Raw genomic sequence first — 25685 nt, 5'->3', positions numbered from 1 at the left:
TCCGGGTCGCAACGCCGACGATCAACTGTCGAAAGCATTCTGCAACCAGTTCAGCTGATCCGGATGGCTGTCGATGGCCACCACGTCGAAGCGGCAAGGGGAATTGGCCCAACGCGACTCGCGCTGAAGAAAATACTGTGCAGCGAAAATCAGTTTCTGCTGCTTGCGCCCATCGATGCTAGCGAGCGCGCCACCCCATTGAGTGTTTTTTCTGTAGCGAACTTCAACGAATACTACTGTATCGCCATCAAGCATGACCAGATCAAGCTCGCCGCGTTTACACAACCAGTTCTGCGCCAGCAGGCGCAGACCATGTTGTTGCAGATGCTCGAGCGCCTGGCGCTCGGCATCCTTGCCGCTTTGCGAGCGTGACCTGTCGGGCATCAGCGCGGGGTGTCCGGCAGGCGCTGCACCTGGCCGCTGACGAACTGTGCCCAAGGCAATTGACGCACGACGCGTTGGGTCTGGGTCATGCCGAGGCTGCCCGACTCACCATCGATGCGGCTGTCCGGCAGCGCTTTGAGTTGACCCAGGCGCGGTGCCAGGCGATAGGCATCCACACCCATCGCGTACAGGCGACCGAGGCTGCCGGCGGCTTGCGGCCACTGCGCAACCACTTGCTGACGCAGTGGATCGCTGGAGTCCAGCAGCCATGGGGTTTCGCAGAAGCGAATGCCGTTCATGTCGTTGTACTGGTTGACGTCACCGCTGGCGCTGTAAACGTGCGAAGTCGCGTACACCGGAACGTCACCGGCGTACTGGAAGTTCAGGGTCGGCTTGATCTGCTGTGCCTGTTGCGGCGTGGCAGCAAGGAAGATGAACTCGATGTCCTGACGACGCGACGGCTGCGCGGCTACGTTGGTGCCGGCGGCATTCTGCAGGCTCTTGGCGCGGGCTTCGCTTTGGCGCAGCTGGAACATGTCGGCGATCTGCTGGGCCAGTTGTACTGGCTGATCAACACGTTCGGTGGCGACGATACTGCCACCATTAGCCTGCCAGTCCTGACTGAACGCACGCAGTACGCGATCACCCCATTCGCCTTTCGGCACCATGATCGCAGCGCGATGCAGGCCATCGGCACGGGCGCGGCGCGAAACTTCGCGGGCTTCGTCTTCAGCAGCCAAGCCAAACTGGAACAGTTGCGCCGGACCTTGATCGCCTTCGCTGTAGTTCAGCGCGAGGGTGGTGATCGGCAGTTGCGGGCGGGTGCTCAATTGTTTGACCAGCGGTTTTTCCAGCGGCCCGACGACCAGTTGCACGCCTTCAGCCTGAGCCTTGCGATAAAACTCGTCCATCGAGGTCAGTTTCGAGCTGTCATAGAACTCGATCGCGGGCGGCTTCTGCCCGGCCTGTTGAGCCTGGTAGTGCGCAGCCATGAAACCTTCACGCAGTGCCTTGCCGACGGCGGCCAATTGACCGTCCTGCGGCAGCAGCAGGGCGATTTTGCTCAGCGGCTGGCTGGCCAGTTCCTTGAGTTTGGTTAGCGGCAGCGGCAGGTTGATTGCGGCCGGGTGCTTTGGATTCTGCGCGCGCCAGGTGTCGATCGCGGCTTGCTGTTGTTCCAGGGTGCCGGCGGATTTTACTGCCAGTGCCAGACCCATCCAGCCGCCGAGGTCGTCGGTGGTGTTGGGCTGCAGTTGATCAGTTGGCAGCGAGCCGATCAGGGTCCAGATCGCTTCATGGTTCTTGCTCGCGGCTTCGCCTTGCAGCATCGGTGCGATGAACACGCGCTCGCGGGCGGCAGCCAAAGTCTGGCCATCGGCTTCAAGGGCGCGGGCATGCACGGTGCCGGTGCGCACTTGCTGCTCTTCAGGCATCTCGCCCAAATGTTGCAGGCTTGGATGGCTCAGGGCAGTCAGCGCGGCTTTCGGCTGATTGCGGGTCATGGCCAGCTCGGCATTCAGTGTGCTGGCAAAAATCTGCTGGCCGGGCTTCAGCTGCTCCATCGGCACTTGTTGCAGGATCTGCGCAGACTGACCGGCATTGCCTTGGCGATAAGCCAGGTCTGCAGCACTCAGGCGCAACAGGGCGGCTTTTTCCGGGGTTTTCGCCTGGGTAGCCTGTTCGAGCAGTTGCTCGATGCTGGCATCCGGAGTCCGTGGAAGTTCGCCAAGGCTGGAGGAAGGGGAGCTGGCGCACGCCGCCAACAGGGCAGCGAGGCAGAGGGCAGTGAACAGCCGCAGGCAAGCGATCATGTAAGTGTTCCTGATACTCGATCAAATTAGCGTCGAATTGTACCCAAGCACTGGCCGGGGCGCGATGTTACTGGCGTGAATCGGACGATTTAGCTGGAGTAAATGTTGCGGCGGCGCACAACTGCGTGCAAAACCGGGCTCGGCTTGAGCGCATCGCAAGCCTCGTGACGCGCTACAATGGCCGCTTTTACCGATCACGAGGTGTGCGCTTTGACTGCTCCAGGTTCCCTGAATTCCGCTGCTGGCTCGCTTTATGTGGTGGCGACGCCCATCGGCAACCTGGACGACATCAGCGCCCGGGCCCTGAAGATCCTCCGCGAAGTGGCATTGATCGCTGCCGAAGACACCCGTCACTCGGCGCGCCTGATGCAGCACTTCGGGATCGGCACGCCGTTGGCCGCGTGTCACGAACACAATGAACGAGATGAAGGTAGCCGCTTTATTACCCGCTTGCTGGCCGGTGACAACGTGGCGCTGATTTCCGATGCCGGTACGCCGCTGATTTCCGATCCGGGTTATCACCTGGTGCGTCAGGCTCGCGCGGCCGGGATCAATGTAGTCCCGGTGCCCGGCGCCTGTGCACTTGTCGCGGCGTTGTCGGCGGCGGGTCTGCCGTCTGACCGCTTCATCTTTGAAGGCTTCCTTCCAGCCAAATCGGTTGGGCGCAAGGCGCGTCTGGAAGCCGTTAAAGAAGAGCCGCGCACGCTGATCTTTTACGAAGCTCCGCACCGCATTCTTGAATGTCTGCAGGATATGGAAGCAGTGTTTGGTGGAGAGCGTCAGGCATTGCTCGCTCGTGAAATCACCAAAACCTTTGAAACGCTAAAAGGTCTGCCATTGGCTGAGTTGCGTGCGTTCGTCGAATCCGACAGCAATCAGCAACGCGGCGAATGCGTGGTGTTGGTGGCTGGCTGGACGGCGCCGGAGTCCGAAGACGCCGTCAGCAGCGAAGCGATGCGCATCCTTGATCTGTTGCTTGAAGAGATGCCGCTCAAGCGTGCCGCCGCGTTGGCCGCGCAGATCACCGGTGAACGTAAAAACGTGCTGTATCAGGTCGCGCTGGATAAACAGAAAGGCGTGTAAGCCGTCGCCCATAGCGGTCTTGAGGCTTTTAGCGCTTGTTCTTCGGGCGCTCTGCCGTTAACCTTCGCGGTGGAGAGTCGATCGGACAGTCGCTGCCCTCTATGAAAATTAGGGGGGGGAGGAAAGTCCGGGCTCCATAGGGCGAAGTGCCAGGTAATGCCTGGGAGGCGTGAGCCTACGGAAAGTGCCACAGAAAATAACCGCCTAAGCGCTTCGGCGCCGGTAAGGGTGAAAAGGTGCGGTAAGAGCGCACCGCACGTCTGGCAACAGTTCGTGGCTAGGTAAACCCCACTTGGAGCAAGACCAAATAGGGTCCCAAGGCGTGGCCCGCGCTGGGACCGGGTAGGTTGCTAAAGATGTCCAGTGATGGCCATCGTAGACGAATGACTGTTCAAGACAGAACCCGGCTTACAGATCGACTCTCCACCTTTTCTTTCCCTGCTTGAATCATTGGCAACAGGGCTGTGTAATATCAGCAGGCCTGGGCTGAAAGTCCGGCAGCGGCAAACGCAGTAATAGCCATTTCCCACCTTGCTTCAATCAACAGCAGAAGCGCATTTGTAATACCGAAAAAATCTTACTCTTAACAAATTACTTTAACTTTCGAGCGCAGCTATCAGTGCTGCATCAAGTTATGGGTCGAAAGTCTGCGCCAGATTGTCGTTACTCCTCCTTTTATGCTCCTAAATCTCCGTTCTGTAAGGGTTTTCCTTTAATCCGCGCCTTGACGGTGTGGTGGGCGCATTCCTATAGTGTGCGCAAGTGGCGGAAAGTGGCATGAAGTGGGTTTTTTGAGCTCAAAACGATAAAAATTGGAGAAACGCAGACGTGTTTCGCGGAGCTAACGCTATCAGTCTCGACGCAAAGGGCCGTCTCGCTATGCCGAGCCGGTACCGTGACGAGCTCGATTCGCGCAGTTCCGGTCAATTGATCGTGACCATTGATGCCGTTGATCCGTGTTTGTGTGTCTATCCGCTCGACGAGTGGGAAATTATTGAAACCAAGTTGCGTGCGCTTCCTTCGCTTCGCGAAGAGAACCGTCGCCTGCAACGTTTGCTGATTGGTAATGCCGTCGACCTCGAACTCGATGGCAGTGGTCGTTTTCTGGTTCCACCGCGTCTGCGCGAATACGCCAAGCTCGATAAGCGCGCGATGCTGGTAGGCCAACTGAACAAGTTCCAATTGTGGGACGAGGATGCATGGAACGCGGTATCTGCCGCTGACCTTGCTGCTATTCAACAACCGGGCGCGATGCCTGATGAACTGCGTGATTTGATCCTGTGACTATTGATAGCGGCTTTAACCACATCACCGTACTGCTTGACGAAGCCGTCGAGGCTCTCGCCGTACGTCCTGATGGCTGCTATCTGGACGGCACGTTCGGGCGCGGCGGACACAGCCGGCTGATCCTCAGCCAGCTCGGCACGGACGGTCGGCTCATCGGATTCGACAAAGATCCACAAGCGATTGCCACCGGGCAAACGCTAGCGGCCGAAGACGGCCGCTTTGTCGTTGTGCAGCGCAGCTTTGCCGAGCTCGGCTCGGTGGTTGCCGAGCAAGGTCTGAGCGGCAAGGTCAGCGGTATTCTGCTCGACCTCGGCGTGTCTTCGCCGCAGCTCGACGACGCTGAGCGCGGCTTCAGTTTCCTCAACGATGGCCCGCTCGACATGCGCATGGACCCGTCCCGTGGCATCAGCGCGGCCGAATTCGTCAACACCGCGCCGGCTGAAGAGATCGCCCGGGTGTTCAAGGAATACGGCGAAGAACGTTTCTCCGGTCGTATGGCTCGCGCAGTCGCCGAACGCCGTGACATCAAGCCGTTCGAGCGCACCGCCGACCTGGCTGAAGTGTTGAAAGTCGCCAACCCGGCATGGGAAAAGGGCAAGAACCCGGCCACCCGTGCCTTCCAGGGTTTGCGCATTCACGTCAACAATGAACTGGGTGATCTGGAAGCCGGTCTCGAGGCCGCGCTGGACGCTCTGGAAGTTGGCGGACGTCTGGTGGTGATCAGCTTCCACTCGCTGGAAGACCGCATCGTCAAATTGTTCATGCGCAAGCTGGTGAAAGGCGAAGCCGACAACCTGCCGCGCAACCTGCCGGTTCGCCACGTCGCGTTCGAACCGAAAATCAAAGTCCATGGCAAAGCGCAGACGGCCTCCGACGCCGAACTCAAAGCCAACCCACGTTCCCGTAGCGCCGTCATGCGCGTCGCGGAGAAGTTGCGGTGAGCAAGCTTTTCGCCAAGCCACTGCCCGGCGGCAGCTTTCTGATGCTGCTGCTGTTTATCGGCGTGCTCGTGTCGGCCATCGCCGTGTCGTACAGCGCGCACTGGAACCGGCAGTTGCTCAACACCCTTTATAATGAACTCAGCGTGCGCGACAAGGCGCAGGCCGAGTGGGGGCGTTTGATTCTCGAACAAAGCACCTGGACCGCGCACAGCCGCATCGAAGTGCTGGCCACCGAACAATTGAAAATGCACATCCCCGGCGCGGCTGACGTGAAGATGGTGGCGCCATGATGAAACTCGAAGGCGCACTGTTCCCATGGCGCTTCCGCCTGATGGTGGCGCTGCTCGGCGTGATGGTCGCAGCGATCTGCTGGCGCATCATCGACCTGCAAGTGGTTGACCGTGACTTCCTCAAAGGTCAGGGCGATGCGCGCAGTCTGCGCCACATTCCAATTCCGGCTCACCGTGGTCTGATCACAGACCGTAACGGCGAGCCTTTGGCCGTGAGTACGCCGGTGACCACGCTGTGGGCCAACGCCAAGGAAATGCAAACGGCGAAAGAGAAGTGGCCGGCACTCGCCGCCGCGCTGGGTCAGGATCCGAAAGCCCTGACCGAACGCCTCGAAGCCCAGGCCAACAAAGAATTCATTTATCTGGTGCGCGGGCTGACCCCCGAGCAGGGCCAGGCTGTGCTCGACCTGAAAGTGCCGGGCGTCTACGGCATCGAAGAATTCCGCCGGTTCTACCCAGCCGGTGAAGTCACCGCGCACATGGTCGGGTTTACCGACATCGACGATCACGGTCGCGAAGGTGTCGAACTGGCCTATGACGAATGGCTCGCCGGGGTGCCGGGCAAACGACAGGTCATCAAGGATCGGCGCGGTCGGCTGATCAAGGATGTCCAGGTCACCAAAAACGCCAAGGCCGGCAAGCCCTTGGCGTTGTCCATTGACCTGCGTCTGCAATATCTGGCGAACCGCGAGCTGCGCAACGCGATCATCGAGAACGGCGCCAAGGCTGGCAGCCTGGTGATCATGGACGTCAAGACCGGCGAGATCCTCGCCATGGTCAACCAGCCGACCTACAACCCGAATAACCGCCGCAACCTGCAACCGGCGATGATGCGTAACCGCGCGATGATCGACGTGTTCGAACCGGGTTCGACCATGAAAGCCATCTCGATGGCTGCCGCAATCGAAACCGGCCGCTGGAAACCGAGCGACACCGTTGAGGTGTATCCGGGCTCCCTGCAGATTGGCAAATACACGATCAAGGACGTCTCCAAGAGTGAAGGCCCGGTGCTCGACCTGACCGGCATCCTGATCAATTCCAGTAACGTCGGCATGAGTAAGGTCGCCTTCGATATCGGCGGCGAAACGATTTTCCGCCTCGCGCAGAAAGTCGGCCTCGGCCAGGACACCGGCCTTGGCTTCCCGGGCGAACGTGTCGGCAACCTGCCGAACTACCGCGATTGGCGCAAGGCTGAAACCGCGACCTTGTCCTATGGCTACGGTATTTCCGTGACTGCGATTCAGTTGGTGCACGCGTTCTCGGCATTGGCCAACAACGGTCGTCTCGCGCCGCTGACCCTGATCAAAACCGACAAGCCGCCGCAGACCACGCAAGTGCTGCCGGAAGCTGTGGCGAAAACCCTGCAAGGCATGCTCACCCAGGTGATCGAAGCACCGCGCGGCGTGTTCCGTGCGCAGGTGCCGGCGTATCACGTAGCGGGCAAGTCCGGTACTGCGCGTAAGACCTCGGTGGGCACCAAGGGCTACGCGGAAAACTCTTACCGCTCGCTGTTCGCCGGTTTCGGCCCGATGAGCGATCCGCGCTACGCGATTGTTGTGGTGATCGATGAGCCAAGCAAGGCCGGTTACTTCGGTGGTCTGGTTTCCGCGCCGGTGTTCAGCCGTGTGATGTCCGGCACCCTGCGCCTGATGAACGTGACGCCGGACAATCTGCCGACGACGCAACAAGCCAACGCCACCCCGGTCATTCCGCTGAAAGCCAATGGAGGGCGCGGCTGATGTCATTAAGTCTGAACAAGATATTCCCCCACGCCGGCCACGATCTGTTGATCCGTGAACTGGCGCTGGACAGCCGCAACGTACGCGCAGGCGATCTGTTCCTCGCTGTGCCCGGCGGCAAATTCGACGGCCGTGCGCACATTGCCGATGCTCTGGCGCGCGGCGCTGCCGCTGTGGCCTATGAAGTGGAAGGCGCCACGGTGCTGCCGATCACTGACGTCCCGCTGATTCCGGTCAAAGGTCTGGCCGCGCAGTTGTCGGACATTGCCGGGCGTTTTTACGGCGAGCCGAGTCATCATCTGAACCTGATTGGCGTGACCGGCACCAACGGCAAGACCAGCGTGACCCAACTGGTGGCGCAGGCGCTGGACCTGCTCGGTCAGCATTGCGGCATCGTCGGCACCTTGGGTTCCGGCTTCTATGGCGCGCTGCAAAGCGGTCTGCACACCACGCCGAATCCGATCGCCGTGCAAGCGACTCTGGGCGACCTGAAAAAGGCCGGCGCCAAAGCCGTGGCCATGGAAGTCTCGTCCCACGGTCTGGATCAGGGCCGCGTCACGGCGCTGGCGTTCGACGTCGCGGTGATGACCAACCTGTCCCGCGATCATCTGGATTATCACGGCAGCATGGAGGCGTACGCCGAGGCCAAGGCCAAGCTGTTCGCCTGGAATGATCTGAAGTGCCGCGTGGTCAACCTCGACGACGATTTCGGCCGGCAATTGGCCGCGGAAAAGCGTGAGTCGCGTTTGATCACCTACAGCCTGCTCGACAGCAGTGCTTATCTGTTCTGCCGTGAAGCGCAGTTCGACGACCATGGCGTGCGCGCCACACTGGTCACGCCGCAGGGCGAACATCATCTGCGCAGCACCTTGCTCGGTCGTTTCAATCTGAGCAACGTATTGGCGGCGGTCGGCGCCTTGCTCGGTCTGGATTACGCGCTCGACGAAATTCTCAAAGTACTGCCGAAACTCGAAGGCCCCGCCGGACGCATGCAGCGTCTCGGTGGTGGCACTCAGCCGTTGGTGGTGGTCGATTACGCCCACACCCCGGATGCACTGGAAAAAGTCCTGAGCGCATTGCGCCCGCACGTCAAAGGTCAACTGCTGTGCCTGTTCGGCTGCGGCGGTGACCGTGATCGCGGCAAACGTCCGTTGATGGCCGAAGTGGTCGAGCGTCTGGCCGATCAGGTGCTGGTCACCGACGACAACCCGCGTACTGAAGATCCGGCAGTGATTTTCGATGACATCCGCGCCGGTTTCACGGCTGTGGATAAAGTCACCTTCGTCGCCGGCCGTGGTCAGGCGATTGCACAACTGATTGCCGGCGCTTCAGCCGATGACGTGATTGTCCTCGCCGGTAAAGGTCATGAGGACTATCAGGAAATCAACGGCGAGCGCCACGCTTTCTCCGATCTGGTCGAGGCCGATCACGCCCTGACCGCTTGGGAGGTGGCCCATGCTTAAGGCCCTGAAACTCAGCGAACTGACCAACGCGCTCGATGCCCGTTTGATCGCTGGTGATGCCAGTTTCGACGGCGTCAGCATCGACAGTCGCGCGATCCAGCCCGGCCAACTGTTTATTGCCCTGACCGGCCCGCGTTTCGACGGTCATGACTATTTGAATGACGTCGCCGCCAAAGGCGCCGTGGCTGCGCTGGTCGAGCGTGAAGTCGCCGACAGTACGCTGCCGCAACTGCTGGTCAAAGACACCCGTCAGGCCCTCGGCCAGTTGGGTGCCTTGAACCGTGCCGCGTTCACTCAGCCAGTCGCTGCCATCACTGGCTCCAGCGGCAAGACCACGGTCAAGGAAATGCTCGCGAGCATCCTGCGCACGCGCGGTCCGGTACTCGCCACCCGTGGCAATCTGAACAACGACCTCGGCGCGCCGCTGACCCTGCTCGAACTGGCCCCGGAACACACCTCGGCGGTCATCGAACTGGGCGCCTCGCGTCTGGGTGAAATCGCTTACACCGTCGGGCTGACCAAGCCACACGTGGCGATCCTCAACAATGCCGGTACCGCGCACGTCGGTGAGTTTGGCGGCCCGGAAAAAATCGTCGAAGCCAAAGGCGAAATCATCGACGGGCTGGCGGCCGACGGCGTCGCCGTGCTCAACCTCGATGACAAAGCCTTCGATATCTGGAAGACCCGTGCCGGCTCGCGCAAAGTGCTGACTTTCGCCCTGAGCAACACTCAGGCGGATTTCTACGCCAGCGATCTGACCACTGATGCCCGTGGTTGCCCGGCCTTCAATCTGCACACACCTGAAGGTGTCGAGCGCGTTCAACTGAACCTGCTCGGCACGCATAACGTCGCCAATTCCATGGCTGCCGCCGCTGCCGCTCACGCCTTGGGCGTGTCGCTGTTCGGCATCGCCACCGGGCTTGGCGCCGTGCAACCGGTCAAGGGTCGCACCGTCGCGCAACTGGCGAAAAACGGCATGCGCGTGATCGATGACACTTACAACGCAAACCCCACCTCCATGTGCGCGGCCGTTGATATACTCGCCGGCTTTTCCGGCCGCACCGTCCTGGTGCTCGGAGATATCGGCGAGTTGGGCGATTGGGCGGAGCAGGGGCACCGCGACGTGGGCGAGTACGCCCGGGGCAAGGTTTCCGCGCTTTATGCCGTTGGGCCAAACATGGTTCACGCCGTAAACGCTTTCGGTGAACAGGCGCATCACTTCGGCACGCAAGCCGAACTGATTCAGGCCCTCGACGCCGAGCAGGACACAAACACCACCATTTTGATCAAGGGTTCGCGCAGTGCAGCGATGGAAAACATCGTTGCGGCTCTGTGCGGGTCCAGTCTGGAGAAACATTAATGCTGCTGCTGCTAGCGGAGTATCTGCAACAGTTCTACAAAGGCTTCGCGGTCTTTCAGTACCTGACCCTGCGCGGGATTCTCGGTGTGCTGACCGCGCTGGTTTTGTCGCTGTGCTATGGCCCGTGGATGATCCGCACCCTGCAGAACCGTCAGATCGGTCAGTCCGTTCGTAACGACGGTCCGCAATCGCACCTGTCCAAGTCGGGCACTCCGACCATGGGCGGCGCTCTGATTCTGTCGTCTATTGGCGTCAGCACCTTGCTTTGGGCTGACCTGAGCAACCGCTACGTCTGGACTGTTTTGCTGGTGACCCTGCTGTTCGGCGCCATCGGCTGGGTTGACGATTACCGCAAAGTCATCGAGAAGAACTCCCGTGGCTTGCCGAGCCGCTGGAAGTATTTCTGGCAGTCGGTGTTCGGCCTCGGCGCAGCGATCTTCCTTTATATGACCGCATCCACTCCGGTGGAAACCACGCTGATCCTGCCGATGCTCAAGGACTACAGCATTCCGCTGGGCCTGGGCTTCATCGTGCTGACTTACTTTGTGATCGTCGGTTCGAGCAACGCGGTCAACCTGACTGACGGCCTCGACGGTCTGGCGATCATGCCGACGGTGATGGTTGGCGGTGGCCTCGGCATTTTCTGCTACCTGTCGGGTAACGTGAAATTCGCCGAATACCTGCTGATTCCTTATGTGCCGGGCGCGGGCGAACTGATCGTGTTCTGCGGCGCGCTGATTGGTGCCGGCCTGGGCTTCCTGTGGTTCAACACCTATCCGGCGCAAGTGTTCATGGGCGACGTCGGTGCACTGGCACTCGGCGCGGCACTGGGCACCATCGCGGTGATCGTCCGTCAGGAAATCGTCCTGTTCATCATGGGCGGCGTGTTCGTGATGGAAACCCTGTCAGTCGTCATTCAGGTTGCGTCCTTTAAGCTGACCGGTCGCCGTGTGTTCCGCATGGCACCGATCCACCACCATTTTGAACTCAAGGGCTGGCCCGAGCCGCGCGTGATCGTCCGTTTCTGGATCATCACCGTGATTCTCGTGCTGATCGGCCTTGCCACCCTGAAGCTGAGGTAGAACGAGTGTCTCTGATCGCTTCTGACCACTTCCGCATCGTTGTCGGCCTCGGCAAGAGCGGCATGTCCCTGGTTCGCTTTCTGGCGAACCGGGGCACGTCGTTTGCCGTGGCCGACACGCGGGAAAATCCACCGGAACTGGCCACGCTCAAGCGTGACTATCCGCACGTGGAAGTGCGTTGTGGCGAGCTGGACGTCGAATTCCTGTGCCGTGCCGACGAGCTCTACGTGAGCCCCGGTCTGGCGCTGGCGACCCCGGCCCTGCAAGCCGCCGCGGCCCGTGGCGTGAAACTGTCCGGCGACATCGAGCTGTTCGCGCGTAATGCGCGGGCGCCGATCGTGGCCATCAGCGGTTCCAACGCGAAGAGCACCGTGACCACCCTGGTTGGCGAGATGGCGGCTGCGGCCGGCAAACGTGTCGCCGTCGGCGGCAACCTCGGCACCCCGGCGCTGGATCTGCTCAGCGACGACGTCGAGCTGTACGTCATGGAGCTGTCGAGTTTCCAGCTGGAAACCACCGACCAGCTCAATGCTGAAGTGGCCACCGTGCTGAACATCAGCGAAGACCACATGGATCGCTACAGCGGTCTGCCGGCGTACCACCTGGCCAAGCACCGGATCTTCCGTGGCGCGAAGCAGTTTGTGGTCAACCGTCAGGACGCGTTGACTCGTCCGTTGATGGGCGAGGGCCAGCCGTGCTGGACCTTCGGCCTGAGCAAACCAGACTTCAAGGCATTTGGTATCAGTGAAGAAGACGGCGAGAAATATCTGGCCTTCGAATTCCAGAACCTGATGCCGGTGCGTGAACTGAAGATTCGTGGCGCACACAACCAGTCCAACGCCCTCGCGGCATTGGCGCTTGGGCATGCCGTGGGCTTGCCGTTCGACGCCATGCTCTCGGCCTTGCGCACCTTCGCCGGCCTCGAACATCGCTGCCAGTGGGTGCGTGATCTCGACGGCGTGGCGTACTACAACGATTCGAAAGCGACCAACGTTGGCGCCGCACTGGCTGCCATTGAAGGCCTCGGCGCGGACATCGACGGCAAGGTCATCCTGATCGCCGGTGGTGACGGCAAGGGTGCCGAATTCAACGATCTGCGTGATCCGGTCGCGGCCAACTGCCGCGCGGTGATCCTGATGGGCCGCGACTCCGACAAAATCGGCGCAGCCATTGGCGACGCTGTGCCATTGATTCGCGCGACCTCACTGGTTGACGCCGTTGCACAATGCCGCGCCGCCGCGCAACCGGGTGACGTCGTGCTGCTGTCGCCGGCCTGCGCCAGTTTCGACATGTTCAAGAATTACGAAGATCGTGGTCACCAGTTCGTCCGCGCTGTGGAGGATCTGGCATGAGTCTGTTCAATATCATCAAGCCGTACCCGTCGCCGATCATCACCGGGCGCGGCATCGACCTCGATTTCCCGATGCTCGCCGGTTGCCTGGCGCTGCTCGGTCTCGGTTTGATTATGATCGCTTCGGCGTCCACTGAAGTCGCCGCCGCGCAGTCGGGCAGTCCGCTGTATTACATGATTCGCCACCTTATTTATGTGGTGCTCGGACTGGGCGCGTGCATCGTCACCATGATGATTCCGATCGCCACCTGGCAACGTCTCGGCTGGCTGATGCTGATCGGTGCGTTCGGTTTGCTGGTGATGGTGATCATTCCCGGTATCGGGCGCGAGGTGAACGGCTCGATGCGCTGGATCGGTTTCAGCTTTTTCAACGTGCAGCCGTCGGAAATCGCCAAAGTATTCGTAGTGATCTACCTCGCCGGTTATCTGGTGCGGCGTCAGAAGGAAGTGCGCGAGAGCTGGATGGGCTTCTTCAAGCCGTTCATCGTGCTGCTGCCGATGGCAGGTCTGTTGCTGATGGAGCCGGACTTCGGTGCGACCGTAGTAATGATGGGCGCTGCGGCGGCCATGCTGTTCCTCGGCGGGGTCGGGCTGTTCCGCTTCTCGCTGATGGTGGTGTTGGCGGTCGGGGCCGTGGTCTTGCTGATCCAGATGCAGCCGTACCGTATGGCGCGTCTGACCAACTTCGCTGACCCGTGGGCTGACCAGTTCGGCGCCGGCTATCAGTTGTCGCAAGCCTTGATCGCGTTCGGTCGCGGTGAATGGCTCGGCGTCGGTCTGGGCAACAGCGTGCAGAAGCAGTTCTATCTGCCGGAAGCGCACACCGACTTCGTGTTCTCGGTATTGGCCGAAGAACTCGGCGCGGTGGGTTCGCTGTGCACCGTCGCGCTGTTCGTGTTCGTGTGTATTCGCGGCATGTACATCGGCTTGTGGGCAGAGAAAGCCAAACAGTTCTTCGCCGCGTATGTGGCTTACGGTTTGTCGTTCCTGTGGATTGGTCAGTTCCTGATCAACATCGGCGTGAACGTCGGCTTGTTGCCAACCAAGGGTCTGACCTTGCCGTTCCTCAGTTATGGCGGCAGTTCGTTGGTGATCTGCTGTGCCTGTCTCGGCTTGTTATTGAGGATCGAGTGGGAGAGTCGAACCCACCTGGGCAGTGAAGAGATGGAATTCCATGAGAGCGACTTCGCCGAGGAGCCGAATCATGGGCGCTAACGTATTGATCATGGCCGGCGGAACCGGCGGCCACGTGTTCCCGGCGCTGGCTTGTGCCCGCGAGTTTCAGGCGCGAGGCTACACCGTGCACTGGCTCGGCACGCCACGCGGCATCGAAAACGAACTGGTGCCGGCGGCAGGTCTTGAACTGCACCGCATCAACGCTACCGGCCTGCGCGGCAAGGGCAAGCTGTCGCTGCTCAAGGCGCCGTTCATGCTGTTGAAATCGGTGTGGCAAGCACGGGCGATCATTCGTCGCTTGAAGCCAGTGTGTGTGGTCGGCTTCGGTGGTTATGTGACCGGCCCCGGTGGTCTAGCCGCGAAACTGGCCGGCGTGCCGGTGATCGTTCACGAGCAGAATGCCGTGGCCGGCACCGCCAATCGGTTGCTGGTGCCGTTCGCCGCCCGGGTGTGTGAAGCGTTCCCCGACACCTTTACTCTGTCGGACACTCGCCGTACCACCGGAAACCCGGTGCGCAGCGAGCTGTTCCTCGACACATCGCGACCTGCGCTGGCCGGTCGCAAAGCGCGTTTGCTGATCCTTGGCGGAAGCCTGGGCGCAGAACCGTTGAACAAGTTGCTGCCTGAAGCCCTGGCCCAAGTCGCTGCCGATTTGCGCCCGGAAGTGTTTCATCAGGCCGGCAAAAACCACGATGAAGTGACTGCAGAGCGCTACCGCGCCGCCGGCGTCGATGCGCAGGTGCAGCCGTTCATCAAAGACATGGCCCAAGCCTATGGCTGGGCTGACCTGGTGGTGTGCCGCGCAGGCGCGTTGACCATCAGTGAGCTGGCTGCCGCCGGTCTGCCCTCGATGCTGGTGCCTTTGCCCCACGCGATCGACGATCACCAGACCCGCAACGCCGATTATTTGGCCCGTGAAGGCGCTGCCTTCCTGATGCCGCAAAGAACGACTGGTGCCGCGGACCTTGCCGCGCGCCTGACAGAGGTCTTGATGCAACCGCAACGACTCGAAGATATGGCCCAAGCGGCCCGCCGTCTGGCGAAACCCGATGCCACCCGTAGCGTGGTCGATACCTGTCTGGAGGTGGCCCATGGTTGAGAATCAGAAAGCCATGCCGCAACCGGAAATGCGCCGCATCCGTCGCATCCACTTCGTCGGCATCGGCGGCGTGGGCATGTGCGGCATCGCCGAAGTGTTGTTGAACCTGGGCTACCAAGTGTCCGGTTCTGACCTGAAAGCTTCGCCGGTGACCGAGCGTCTGGAATCGTTCGGCGCGCAGATTTTCATCGGTCACCGTGCCGAGAACGCCGCTGCCGCCGACGTGCTGGTGGTGTCGAGCGCTGTGAACACCTCCAACCCGGAAGTCGCGACTGCGCTTGAGCGCCGCATTCCGGTTGTACCGCGTGCCGAGATGCTTGCCGAGCTGATGCGCTATCGCCACGGCATCGCCGTCGCCGGTACACACGGCAAAACCACCACCACCAGCCTGATCGCTTCGGTGTTCGCCGCGGGTGGTCTGGACCCGACGTTCGTCATCGGTGGTCGTCTGAATGCCGCGGGCACCAATGCCCAGCTCGGCACCAGCCGTTACCTGATCGCCGAAGCCGATGAAAGCGATGCGAGTTTCCTGCATCTGCAACCGCTGGTGGCCGTGGTCACCAACATCGATGCCGACCACATGGCGACCTACGACGGTGACTTCAACAAACTGAAGAAAACCTTCGTCGAGTTCCTGCACAACCTGCCGTTCTACGGTTTGGCAGTGATGTGCCTGGATGATCCGGTGGTGCGTGAAATCCTGCCGCTGGTGAAACGTCCGACCGTGACCTACGGCTTCAGCGAAGACGCTGACGTCCGCGCAATCAATATTCGCCAGCAAGGCATGCAGACCTTCTTCACCGTGTTGCGCCCGGATCGCGAGCCGCTGGACGTATCGGTGAACATGCCCGGCAACCACAACGTCCTCAACTCGCTGGCGACCATTTGCATCGCCACCGATGAAGGCGTCAGCGATGAAGCCATCGTTCAGGGGCTGTCGGGTTTCCAGGGCGTTGGTCGACGCTTCCAGGTCTACGGCGAACTGCCGGTGGACGGCGGCAACGTGATGCTGGTCGACGACTACGGTCACCACCCGACCGAAGTCGCCGCCGTGATCAAAGCCGTGCGCGGTGGCTGGCCGGAGCGCCGTCTGGTGATGGTGTATCAACCGCACCGTTACAGCCGCACCCGCGACCTGTACGACGACTTCGTCAATGTACTGGCTGACGCCAACGTGCTGCTGCTGATGGAAGTCTATCCGGCCGGCGAAGAGCCGATCCCGGGTGCCGACAGCCGCAAGCTGTGCAACAGCATCCGCCAGCGCGGTCAGCTCGACCCGATATACATCGAGCGTGGCATCGATCTGGCGCCGCTGGTCAAGCCGCTGCTGCGTGCCGGCGACATCCTGCTGTGTCAGGGCGCTGGTGATATCGGCGGTCTCGCGCCGAAGCTGTTGAAAAGTGAATTGTTCGCTGGCGCCGTGGCGGCGCCGGTCGAGGGGAAGTTGAAATGACTGCTGCCTACGCCAAGCTGTTCTCCACTATTGCGCCGAAAGACTTCGGCCGCGTCGCCGTGCTCTTCGGCGGGCTGAGTGCCGAGCGTGAGGTTTCGCTGAAATCCGGTAACGCCGTACTTGAAGCGCTGCAAAGTGCTGGTGTGGACGCGTTCGGCATCGACGTTGGCGACGACATTCTGCAACGTCTGCTCAGCGAAAAGATCGACCGCGCCTTCATCATTCTTCACGGCCGTGGCGGTGAAGACGGCTCCATGCAGGGCCTGCTCGAAGTGGCGGGCATTCCGTACACCGGCAGCGGCATTCTGGCTTCGGCACTGGCGATGGACAAACTGCGCACCAAGCAGGTCTGGCACAGCCTCGGGATTCCGACGCCACGTCACGCCGTGCTGTGCAGCGAAGCCGATTGTATTTCGGCGGCGACGGAACTGGGCTTCCCTTTGATCGTCAAACCGGCGCATGAAGGTTCAAGTATCGGGATGGCCAAAGTGAGTTCTGCGTCCGAGTTGATCGACGCATGGAAAGCGGCCAGTACCTACGATTCGCAAGTCTTGGTTGAGCAATGGATTCAAGGTCCGGAGTTCACCATCGCCACCCTGCGTGACCAGGTGTTGCCTCCTATCGCCCTGGGTACACCGCACACGTTCTACGACTACGACGCCAAGTACATCGCCAACGATACCCAGTACCGCATTCCGTGCGGGCTGGATGCCGCCAAGGAGCAAGAACTCATGGATCTCACGGCCAAGGCCAGTGAGGCGCTGGGGATTGCCGGTTGGGGCAGGGCGGACGTGATGCAGGACGCCGACGGGCAGTTCTGGTTCCTGGAAGTGAACACCGCACCGGGCATGACCGATCACAGTCTGGTACCGATGGCGGCCCGCGCGGCCGGCCTGGATTTCCAGCAACTGGTCCTGGCCATTCTGGCCGCCAGTGTTGAAGACGCTCGAGGTTAAGACGATGCAAGGCGCTCAGCTCCGACATCAGCCTCCCGCACCCGGCCGCAAGCCGGTGCCACGGGGTGCCAGCCGCATGGTGGCGAAAGAGCCGATGTCCGCGCGCCTGCCGAAAGCCAATTTTGGTTTTCTGAGAAGTCTGTTCTGGCCGGTGCTGCTGGTCGCGCTGGGCTTTGGTACTTACGAAGGCGCAACGCGTTTGCTGCCGTACGCAGACCGGCCGATCACCAAGATCGCCGTGCAGGGCGACCTGAGCTACATCAGCCAGCAAGCGGTGCAGCAGCGAATCGCCCCGTATGTGGCGTCGAGCTTCTTCACCATCGACCTGGCCGGTATGCGCACCGAGCTTGAGCAGATGCCTTGGATCGCCCACGCCGAAGTCCGTCGCGTGTGGCCGGACCAGGTGGTGATCCGCCTCGAAGAGCAACTGCCAGTGGCGCGTTGGGGCGACGAGTCGTTACTGAACAACCAAGGCCAGGCGTTTACGCCAAAGGAGCTGGCGAACTACGAACACCTGCCACAGCTGTTCGGCCCACAACGGGCCCAGCAGCAAGTGATGCAGCAGTATCAGGTGCTGAGCCAGATGCTGCGGCCGTTGGGCTTCTCGATTGCACGCCTGGAACTGCGTGAACGCGGAAGCTGGTTCCTGACCACCGGTGCCGGCAGTTCTGGCCCCGGCATCGAGTTGTTGCTGGGACGCGGCAACCTGGTGGAAAAGATGCGCCGCTTCATCGCCATCTATGACAAGACGCTTAAAGACCAGATTACGAACATTGCGCGCATCGATCTGCGCTATGCCAACGGCCTCGCTGTTGGCTGGCGGGAACCAGTAGCGCCGACGACAGCCCAACCCGCTGTCGCAAAGAATTAAGAAGAGGCAGGACCCATGGCAAACGTGCAAAGCGGCAAAATGATCGTCGGTCTCGATATCGGCACCTCCAAGGTGGTGGCGCTGGTCGGCGAGGTCTCCGACGACGGCTCGCTGGAAATCGTCGGGATCGGTACCCATCCGTCCCGTGGCCTGAAGAAGGGCGTGGTGGTCAACATCGAGTCCACCGTGCAATCGATCCAGCGCGCGATCGAAGAAGCCCAACTGATGGCGGGCTGCCGCATTCACTCGGCGTTCGTCGGCGTGGCGGGCAATCACATCCGCAGTCTGAACTCCCACGGCATCGTCGCGATCCGCGATCGTGAAGTCAGCTCGGCCGACCTTGAGCGCGTGCTCGACGCCGCTCAGGCCGTGGCGATCCCGGCTGACCAGCGCGTGCTGCACACTCTGCCGCAGGATTACGTGATCGATAACCAGGAAGGCGTACGCGAACCACTGGGCATGTCCGGCGTACGCCTGGAAGCCAAGGTTCATGTGGTCACCTGCGCCGTCAACGCTGCACAGAACATTGAAAAATGCGTGCGTCGCTGCGGTCTGGAAATCGACGACATCATTCTCGAGCAACTGGCTTCGGCCTATTCGGTCCTGACCGACGACGAGAAGGAACTGGGCGTGTGCCTGGTCGACATCGGCGGCGGCACCACTGACATCGCGATCTTCACCGAAGGCGCGATCCGTCACACCGCGGTGATCCCGATTGCCGGTGATCAGGTGACCAACGACATCGCCATGGCGTTGCGCACTCCGACCCAGTACGCCGAAGAAATCAAGATTCGCTACGCCTGCGCCCTGGCGAAACTGGCCGGTGCCGGTGAAACCATCAAGGTGCCAAGCGTCGGCGACCGTCCACCGCGCGAACTGTCGCGTCAGGCCTTGGCCGAAGTGGTCGAGCCGCGTTACGACGAACTGTTCACGCTGATCCAGGCCGAGCTGCGTCGCAGCGGCTACGAAGACCTGATCCCGGCCGGCATCGTCCTGACCGGCGGTACGTCGAAGATGGAAGGCGCCACTGAACTGGCCGAAGAAATCTTCCACATGCCGGTCCGTCTCGGCGTGCCGCATGGCGTCAAGGGCCTGGATGACGTGGTGCGCAACCCGATTTATTCCACTGGCGTTGGCTTGTTGATGTACGGCCTGCAAAAGCAGTCCGACGGAGTTTCGTTCTCCGGCATCGGCAGCCGCGACAGCTACAGCAACGAAGAGCCACAGGCGCCGTTGCTGGACCGATTGAAGAAGTGGGTTCAAGGCAACTTCTAAAGCTTTACCGCAACACCGCAACAAAAATGCAGTAGGCGAAAAAACTAGAGAATGTAAGGAGAGGGAAAATGTTCGAACTCGTAGACAACATCCCCGCAAGCCCGGTAATCAAAGTTATCGGTGTTGGCGGTGGCGGCGGCAACGCTGTCAATCACATGGTCAAGAGCAACATCGAAGGCGTTGAATTCATCTGCGCCAACACTGATGCTCAAGCGCTGAAAAACATCGGCGCGCGCACCATTCTGCAACTGGGCACCGGCGTGACCAAAGGTCTGGGCGCTGGCGCCAACCCTGAAGTAGGTCGTCAGGCCGCTCTCGAAGACCGTGAGCGCATTGCCGAAGTCCTGCAGGGCACCAACATGGTGTTCATCACCACTGGCATGGGCGGCGGCACCGGTACCGGTGCTGCGCCGATCATCGCCGAAGTGGCCAAGGAAATGGGCATTCTGACCGTTGCTGTCGTAACGCGTCCGTTCCCGTTCGAAGGCCGCAAGCGTATGCAGATCGCCGACGAAGGCATCCGCATGCTCTCGGAAAGCGTCGACTCGTTGATCACCATTCCTAACGAGAAGCTGCTGACCATCCTCGGTAAAGACGCCAGCCTGTTGTCGGCTTTCGCCAAGGCAGACGATGTACTGGCCGGTGCCGTTCGCGGTATCTCCGACATCATCAAGCGTCCGGGCATGATCAACGTCGACTTCGCCGACGTACGTACCGTGATGAGCGAAATGGGCATGGCGATGATGGGCACTGGCTGCGCCAGCGGTCCGAACCGTGCACGTGAAGCCACTGAAGCGGCGATCCGCAACCCGTTGCTGGAAGACGTGAACCTGCAAGGCGCACGCGGCATCCTGGTGAACATCACCGCCGGTCCTGACCTGTCCCTGGGTGAGTACTCCGACGTGGGTAGCATCATCGAGGCCTTCGCTTCCGAGCACGCCATGGTCAAGGTCGGTACCGTTATCGATCCGGACATGCGTGACGAACTGCACGTGACCGTGGTTGCCACTGGTCTGGGCGCGAAAATCGAGAAGCCTGTCAAGGTCATCGACAACACCGTTCACACCTCCATGGCTTCCGCCCAGGTGCAACAACCAGCTCCCGCCCGTCAGGAAGCGCCAGCGGTGAACTACCGTGATCTGGACCGTCCGACCGTCATGCGCAACCAGGCTCAGGCCGGTGCTGCGGCTGCCGCGAAGATGAATCCGCAAGATGATCTGGACTACCTGGACATCCCGGCTTTCCTGCGTCGTCAGGCCGATTGATGGAATGTATCAGGGCTATGAAGGTGATTGGTGTTCAGCAAAGGCATGGTCTGCTATCATCGCCAGCCTTTGTTGATACCAGTTCGCAATTTGCGCTGAAGCGGCCCAAGCCATGATTAAACAACGCACACTGAAAAATATTATCCGTGCCACAGGTGTAGGCCTGCACTCCGGTGAGAAGGTCTATCTGACCCTCAAGCCTGCGCCTGTCGACACTGGCATTGTGTTTTGTCGCGCTGACCTCGACCCTGTGGTGCAGATTCCTGCCCGCGCGGAAAACGTCGGTGAAACCACTATGTCGACGACGCTGATTAACGGCGACGTGAAAGTGGACACGGTAGAGCACTTGCTCTCGGCCATGGCTGGCCTGGGCATCGATAACGCCTACGTCGAGCTCTCCGCGTCCGAAGTCCCGATCATGGATGGCAGCGCTGGACCCTTCGTATTCCTGATTCAATCGGCAGGCCTGGAAGAACAGGACGCCGCCAAGAAATTCATCCGCATCCTGCGTGAAGTGACAGTGGAAGACGGCGACAAGCGCGCCACTTTCGTCCCTTTCGAAGGGTTCAAGGTGAGCTTCGAGATCGATTTCGATCACCCGGTATTCCGGGACCGCACCCAAAGTGCAAGCGTGGATTTTTCCAGCACTTCGTTCGTAAAAGAAGTCAGCCGCGCCCGTACCTTTGGTTTCATGAGTGATATCGAGTACCTGCGCAAGCACAACCTCGCACTCGGCGGCAGCGTTGAAAACGCAATCGTGGTCGATGCCGATGGCGTGTTGAACGAAGACGGCCTTCGCTATGAAGACGAATTCGTGAAGCACAAGATCCTCGATGCGATTGGCGACCTGTATCTGCTGGGTAACAGCCTGATTGGTGAGTTCAAGGGCTTCAAGTCCGGTCATGCACTGAACAACCAGCTGCTGCGCAAATTGATTGAGCAGACAGACGCTTGGGAAGTGGTGACGTTCGAAGACGCCAGCACCGCACCAATCTCTTACATGCGCCCGGTTGCGGCAGTGTAAGTAAAAAACCTCTCTAGTTTTTTGAAGGCCATCCTCGGATGGCCTTTTTTTATGCCTGCAATTTCTCTAGTGCATGATCCGGCTTCTTCGATAGCAAGCTCGCTCCCACAGGGGAATGCATTTCAAATGTGGGAGCGAGCTTGCTCGCGAAGGCGCCGGTGCAATCGCCACAGACCTGTCAGGCAGCCACCACCACCCGATTACGCCCACCTTCCTTGGCCTGATACAACGCCTTGTCCGCCGCAAACAACAACTGTTCCAGGGTCATCTCACTCGCCGCCGTCCACGTCGCAATGCCAACACTCACCGTCATCGGCCGCTCAGCCCCGTCAACCAACGGCAACTGCTCTACCGCCTGACGAATGTGCTCGGCAATCTGCTGCGCGCCATGTCCATCGGTCTCGGCGAGAATCACCGAAAACTCCTCCCCGCCATAACGCGCAACCAGATCCGCCGGACGCCGGACACTTTCACTGATGACCCTGGCCAGCGTCTTTAACGCCTGGTCTCCGGCCGGATGCCCATGCCGGTCATTGAAGGCCTTGAAGTGATCGGCGTCGATCATCATCACCGACATGGGTTTGCCCGAGCGCTGGGCGCGGAACCACTCGTGACGCAGTGCCTGATCGAGCATTCGCCGATTGGCCACACCGGTCAGTGCATCGGTGGCGGCCAATTGCGCCAGTTCGTGCTCGGCGCGCTGACGTCGGCGCAACTCCCGGGCCAGCAGCCAGGTCAGCCATAACAAACCCACGCACAGTACGCCGGTGGCCCCACTGATCAACAGCGCGGTGCGGCGCCAGGTGCCGAACACTTCATCGCTGGATAGCGCAACCATCACCGTCAACGGCAAATTGCCAACCCGCGAATAGGTATAGAGGCGCTGTTGATGATCCATGCTTGAGGTGCTGGTAAAACTGCCATTGCCATCCTTGTCCCCGAGGATCCGCACGACATTCGGTCGGTTGCCGAAGCTCTTTCCGATGGAATCGCTTTGCAGATAGGGCTTCTGCGCGAGCAGGACGCCGTCACTGTTGATGATGTTCAGCGTGCTGTCTTTACCAATGTCGAGGCTGTTGAACAACTGATCGAAGTAGTCGAGTTTCATCGACGCCACGGCCACGCCGGCGAATTCACCGGTGTCCGAGGAAATCCGCCGGCTGAAGCTGATTCGCCACTGATTGGCCTCGTCGCAGTCGCAGCGGGTCTTGAACGGGCGGCTGATAAACATGCCGACATCGCGATTGAAGGCGTGGGCGAGGAAGTAATCGCGGTCGGCAAAATTACCCGGTTTCGGCTCGATTCGCGAAGAGTCGGCAATCACATTCCCATGTTTGTCGAGCAACAGAATATCGCCCTTGAAGCGTGCCGTGGTCGAGCGGTCGAACAGCGCCAGATGGCGGATCTGCGGTGAGACGTCTTGCAAGTCGTCGCGCTGGGCAGCGGCGATCAGGCCTTGCAGGGTCAAGTCATACAACTCGACGGTGCGCAGCACATCGGCGTCGATCAGTTGCGCGATGGTGGTAGCGCTGCGGGTGGCTGATTCTTGAGCATTGGCGTGCTCGCGGATCAGCAGGAACGTGACGATGCACAGAATCGCGATCACGGTCAGCAAACTGCCGCAGATCAGCAGCAACTCGGGGCGTCCGGTCTTGCCCGTAACGGGTGGGGTACGGCTCGCGATCATGATTGGGCTGTCGGTTGGGGGAAGTCTTATAAGCGTAGTTGCACAACACCACCGAAGCGCCTGACGCAAATACCTGTGGGAGCGAGCTTGCTCGCGAATGCGTTGTGTCAGCCAACATCAATGTTGCTGAAAGATCGCCTTCGCGAGCAAGCTCGCTCCCACAGGGTTGGTAATTGCTTGAGCTATCGGAGTCAGTCTGCAGTCAGCTTAGCGCCGATCTTAGAAGACGTTGATCGGGTAGTCGATGATGACGCGGTATTCATCTGTATCCGAATCAATCACGCCGTAACCGTTGCCACCGCGGTTGGTCGCCCATTGCAGGTGCACCGCCAGATCCTTGGCCTGACCGCTTTGCACCACGTACTGCAAGTCGAGATCGCGTTCCCAATGCTTGGCGTTGCGGCCATCGGCGCTGTACCAGTTGGAATAGCCTTTGCTGTCGGGATCAACTTTGGTCAGGTCGACAGTGCCGCGCGAGTAGGACACAGACGAGGTCAGACCCGGCACGCCGACACCGGCGAAGTCGTAGGCATATTTGAGCTTCCACGAGCGCTCGTTCGGGCCGTTGAAGTCGGAATACTGCTGGGAGTTGTCGAGGTAAACGCTGTCGCCCTGGCTGATGCAGTCGAACGGCGTGTTGCCGTTGACCCGCTGATACGCGGCAGTAACGCTGTGATTACCGACGCCAACGGTGAAATGCAGGCTGTAGGTATTGTTGTCGATGTTGCCGAGCAGCGCATCGCCGGTGTCTTGCGTGTGATAGAAATGCAGGCCCGGGTTGAGGCTGACCAGATCGTTCAACTGCCACGTGTAGTCGAGGTCGTAGTAGTACTGGTTCCAGATGTCCTTCAGCTCGGAGGCGTAGAGGCTGCTGGTCAGACCTTCGACGCCGCTCCACGCCACACCGGCCCAGTTCAGGTGCTGGCTCTCATCGCCATCGGCCAATGTTCCGTAGGAAGTGCCGATGCGCGTGTGACCGCTCTGGTTGTAAGGCTTGGTGAAACTGGCCTGGCCGCCTTCGATCAACCAACCGTCGAAGCTGTGGTTGGTCAGGCTCACACCTCGAAAGGTCTGCGGCAGCATGCGCGTTTCACCGCCGGCAATGACCGGGTTGGTAAGGAACAGGTCACCGGCCTTCAATTCGGTATCGAACGCACGCATTTTCAACGTGCCGCCCGCCGTTGAGAACGACCCCGGTGCTTTGCCGCCGTTCTCTCTGACCGGCAGGATGCTCGAGCCGTCCGTGCCGCCACCGCCGTCGAGCTTCAACCCGAGCATGGCGTGGGCATCAATGCCGAAACCGACCGTGCCTTCGGTGTAACCCGACTTGAGGACCCCGAGAAAGCCTTGGCCCCACTCGATGTTGTCGTCCGCTTTCTGCAAGCGGTTGCGATTCATGTAGTAGTTGCGGGCGTTGAGGTTGAGGCTCGAGCCTTCGACAAAGCCTTCTTTGGCAGGTTCTTCAGCGTGAGCGACGGGGGCAATAGTTGCGGCAATTGCAATGAACAACGGAGTGAAACGGACTGGGTAACGCACGTGCAATGGAGCTCCTTGGGTCAACTGGCGCCTCTATATCTTGAGGCGCTCGATGTTTCTTGTTGTTACAGACGAACCAAACGGCTTTCAGACCACAACGAAAAAAGGCCGCTGAAAGGCAGCGGCCTGGAATGACGACGGTTGAACGGGAAGAGCCAAACAACCGCGTCGAGGGAAACGTTGGCGCGGTGCGTGACTCAGCTGTCTGTCTCGCTTGCTTGAGTCTGGGAAGTGGCAGCCTGCGGTGCTTGCGAGGCGTCCTGAGCCTTGGCCATCACTTCGGCCTGATGCTGATCGAATGCCTGAGCGCGAGCGACGTTTTGCGCCACGAACGACTGCGATTCTTCAGCCAACGCCATCGGCGACAGGATCAATGAGGACAAAACGAAAGCGCTGGCAATACCCATACTGTTGGACATCTTGAAAACCTTCTCGCTTGGCGAGTGCTGTTTGGTGCGGGCAAAGATAAGGTTGCCGGGCGTTGGGAAACAGCGTGATTTTCATAAATGACTATTGCGCAGGAGGTAAAAGTCGAATATTGCGGTGCAGCCA

Annotated in this window: 22 protein-coding genes and 1 other RNA gene; 18 read left to right on the top strand and 5 right to left on the bottom strand. The window is 60.3% G+C overall.

Going from position 1 to position 25685, the window contains the following annotated elements:
• Positions 1–21: 21 nt before the first annotated feature.
• Positions 22–384 (bottom strand): YraN family protein, encoded by a 363-nt coding sequence (locus ACRRSD_RS10160; RefSeq protein ID WP_007917019.1) that lies wholly within the window; start codon positions 382–384, stop codon positions 22–24.
• On the bottom strand, positions 384–2195 hold the full coding sequence (locus ACRRSD_RS10155) for a penicillin-binding protein activator (RefSeq protein WP_435037978.1): 1812 nt from the start codon (positions 2193–2195) through the stop codon (positions 384–386). Before ACRRSD_RS10155 ends, ACRRSD_RS10160 begins: the two co-directional genes overlap by 1 nt.
• Positions 2196–2372: 177 nt before the next feature.
• Between ACRRSD_RS10155 and rsmI the strand changes: the two genes are divergently transcribed.
• The 18 genes from rsmI (at position 2373) to lpxC (ending at position 21910) form a co-directional block, all read left to right on the top strand.
• Positions 2373–3278 carry a 16S rRNA (cytidine(1402)-2'-O)-methyltransferase gene (gene rsmI, locus ACRRSD_RS10150; RefSeq protein WP_223026968.1) on the top strand — a complete coding sequence of 302 codons (906 nt, stop codon included), beginning with the start codon at positions 2373–2375 and terminating at the stop codon, positions 3276–3278.
• A gap of 73 nt (positions 3279–3351) precedes the next feature.
• An RNA gene (gene rnpB, locus ACRRSD_RS10145) (RNase P RNA component class A) lies at positions 3352–3705 on the top strand.
• 401 nt (positions 3706–4106) lie between these two features.
• On the top strand, positions 4107–4562 hold the full coding sequence (mraZ, locus tag ACRRSD_RS10140; RefSeq protein ID WP_007917012.1) for a division/cell wall cluster transcriptional repressor MraZ: 456 nt from the start codon (positions 4107–4109) through the stop codon (positions 4560–4562).
• Complete coding sequence (gene rsmH, locus ACRRSD_RS10135; protein ID WP_007917010.1) at positions 4559–5506, top strand: 16S rRNA (cytosine(1402)-N(4))-methyltransferase RsmH; 948 nt, start codon at positions 4559–4561, stop codon at positions 5504–5506. The genes mraZ and rsmH overlap by 4 nt, the downstream gene beginning before the upstream one ends.
• Positions 5503–5796 carry a cell division protein FtsL gene (gene ftsL / locus ACRRSD_RS10130; protein WP_007917008.1) on the top strand — a complete coding sequence of 98 codons (294 nt, stop codon included), beginning with the start codon at positions 5503–5505 and terminating at the stop codon, positions 5794–5796. The genes rsmH and ftsL overlap by 4 nt, the downstream gene beginning before the upstream one ends.
• A complete protein-coding gene (locus tag ACRRSD_RS10125; RefSeq protein ID WP_175559568.1) occupies positions 5796–7535 on the top strand; it encodes a peptidoglycan D,D-transpeptidase FtsI family protein in 1740 nt (579 codons plus the stop codon). The genes ftsL and ACRRSD_RS10125 overlap by 1 nt, the downstream gene beginning before the upstream one ends.
• The gene (locus ACRRSD_RS10120) at positions 7535–8998 is read left to right on the top strand and encodes a UDP-N-acetylmuramoyl-L-alanyl-D-glutamate--2,6-diaminopimelate ligase (protein WP_038361079.1); all 1464 of its coding nucleotides are present in this window, start codon (positions 7535–7537) and stop codon (positions 8996–8998) included. The genes ACRRSD_RS10125 and ACRRSD_RS10120 overlap by 1 nt, the downstream gene beginning before the upstream one ends.
• On the top strand, positions 8991–10358 hold the full coding sequence (locus ACRRSD_RS10115; RefSeq protein WP_435037977.1) for a UDP-N-acetylmuramoyl-tripeptide--D-alanyl-D-alanine ligase: 1368 nt from the start codon (positions 8991–8993) through the stop codon (positions 10356–10358). Before ACRRSD_RS10120 ends, ACRRSD_RS10115 begins: the two co-directional genes overlap by 8 nt.
• On the top strand, positions 10358–11440 hold the full coding sequence (mraY, locus tag ACRRSD_RS10110; RefSeq protein WP_007917000.1) for a phospho-N-acetylmuramoyl-pentapeptide-transferase: 1083 nt from the start codon (positions 10358–10360) through the stop codon (positions 11438–11440). Before ACRRSD_RS10115 ends, mraY begins: the two co-directional genes overlap by 1 nt.
• 5 nt (positions 11441–11445) lie before the next feature.
• Positions 11446–12792 (top strand): UDP-N-acetylmuramoyl-L-alanine--D-glutamate ligase, encoded by a 1347-nt coding sequence (murD, locus tag ACRRSD_RS10105; RefSeq protein WP_435037976.1) that lies wholly within the window; start codon positions 11446–11448, stop codon positions 12790–12792.
• On the top strand, positions 12789–14006 hold the full coding sequence (gene ftsW, locus ACRRSD_RS10100) for a putative lipid II flippase FtsW (RefSeq protein ID WP_016987575.1): 1218 nt from the start codon (positions 12789–12791) through the stop codon (positions 14004–14006). The genes murD and ftsW overlap by 4 nt, the downstream gene beginning before the upstream one ends.
• Entirely contained in the window at positions 13996–15066 is a 1071-nt protein-coding gene (murG, locus tag ACRRSD_RS10095) for an undecaprenyldiphospho-muramoylpentapeptide beta-N-acetylglucosaminyltransferase (protein ID WP_064392864.1), read from the top strand. The genes ftsW and murG overlap by 11 nt, the downstream gene beginning before the upstream one ends.
• On the top strand, positions 15059–16519 hold the full coding sequence (gene murC / locus ACRRSD_RS10090; protein ID WP_435037975.1) for a UDP-N-acetylmuramate--L-alanine ligase: 1461 nt from the start codon (positions 15059–15061) through the stop codon (positions 16517–16519). The genes murG and murC overlap by 8 nt, the downstream gene beginning before the upstream one ends.
• Positions 16516–17475, top strand: a complete 960-nt coding sequence (locus ACRRSD_RS10085; protein ID WP_435037974.1) for a D-alanine--D-alanine ligase — start codon at positions 16516–16518, stop codon at positions 17473–17475. Before murC ends, ACRRSD_RS10085 begins: the two co-directional genes overlap by 4 nt.
• 4 nt (positions 17476–17479) lie before the next feature.
• Positions 17480–18346, top strand: coding sequence for a cell division protein FtsQ/DivIB (locus tag ACRRSD_RS10080; RefSeq protein WP_322844743.1), 867 nt, complete (start codon positions 17480–17482; stop codon positions 18344–18346).
• 15 nt (positions 18347–18361) lie between these two features.
• On the top strand, positions 18362–19621 hold the full coding sequence (gene ftsA / locus ACRRSD_RS10075; RefSeq protein ID WP_007916987.1) for a cell division protein FtsA: 1260 nt from the start codon (positions 18362–18364) through the stop codon (positions 19619–19621).
• A 68-nt stretch (positions 19622–19689) separates the two neighbouring features.
• Positions 19690–20886, top strand: a complete 1197-nt coding sequence (gene ftsZ, locus ACRRSD_RS10070; RefSeq protein WP_016986475.1) for a cell division protein FtsZ — start codon at positions 19690–19692, stop codon at positions 20884–20886.
• Positions 20887–20998: 112 nt separating this feature from the next.
• Entirely contained in the window at positions 20999–21910 is a 912-nt protein-coding gene (gene lpxC, locus ACRRSD_RS10065) for a UDP-3-O-acyl-N-acetylglucosamine deacetylase (RefSeq protein ID WP_007916984.1), read from the top strand.
• Positions 21911–22088: 178 nt separating this feature from the next.
• Here the strand turns inward: lpxC and ACRRSD_RS10060 are convergent, their stop codons facing one another.
• The 3 genes from ACRRSD_RS10060 to ACRRSD_RS10050 form a co-directional block, all read right to left on the bottom strand.
• On the bottom strand, positions 22089–23597 hold the full coding sequence (locus tag ACRRSD_RS10060) for a sensor domain-containing diguanylate cyclase (RefSeq protein ID WP_435037973.1): 1509 nt from the start codon (positions 23595–23597) through the stop codon (positions 22089–22091).
• Positions 23598–23816: 219 nt separating this feature from the next.
• Positions 23817–25133, bottom strand: coding sequence for an OprD family porin (locus tag ACRRSD_RS10055; protein ID WP_435037972.1), 1317 nt, complete (start codon positions 25131–25133; stop codon positions 23817–23819).
• A 197-nt stretch (positions 25134–25330) separates the two neighbouring features.
• Positions 25331–25552, bottom strand: a complete 222-nt coding sequence (locus tag ACRRSD_RS10050) for a hypothetical protein (RefSeq protein ID WP_435037971.1) — start codon at positions 25550–25552, stop codon at positions 25331–25333.
• Positions 25553–25685 lie beyond the last annotated feature (133 nt).

It is taken from the genome of Pseudomonas neuropathica (assembly GCF_051174785.1).
GTDB classification, from domain to species: Bacteria; Pseudomonadota; Gammaproteobacteria; order Pseudomonadales; family Pseudomonadaceae; genus Aquipseudomonas; species Aquipseudomonas neuropathica_A.
This window is presented reverse-complemented; position numbering and strand designations above follow the sequence as displayed.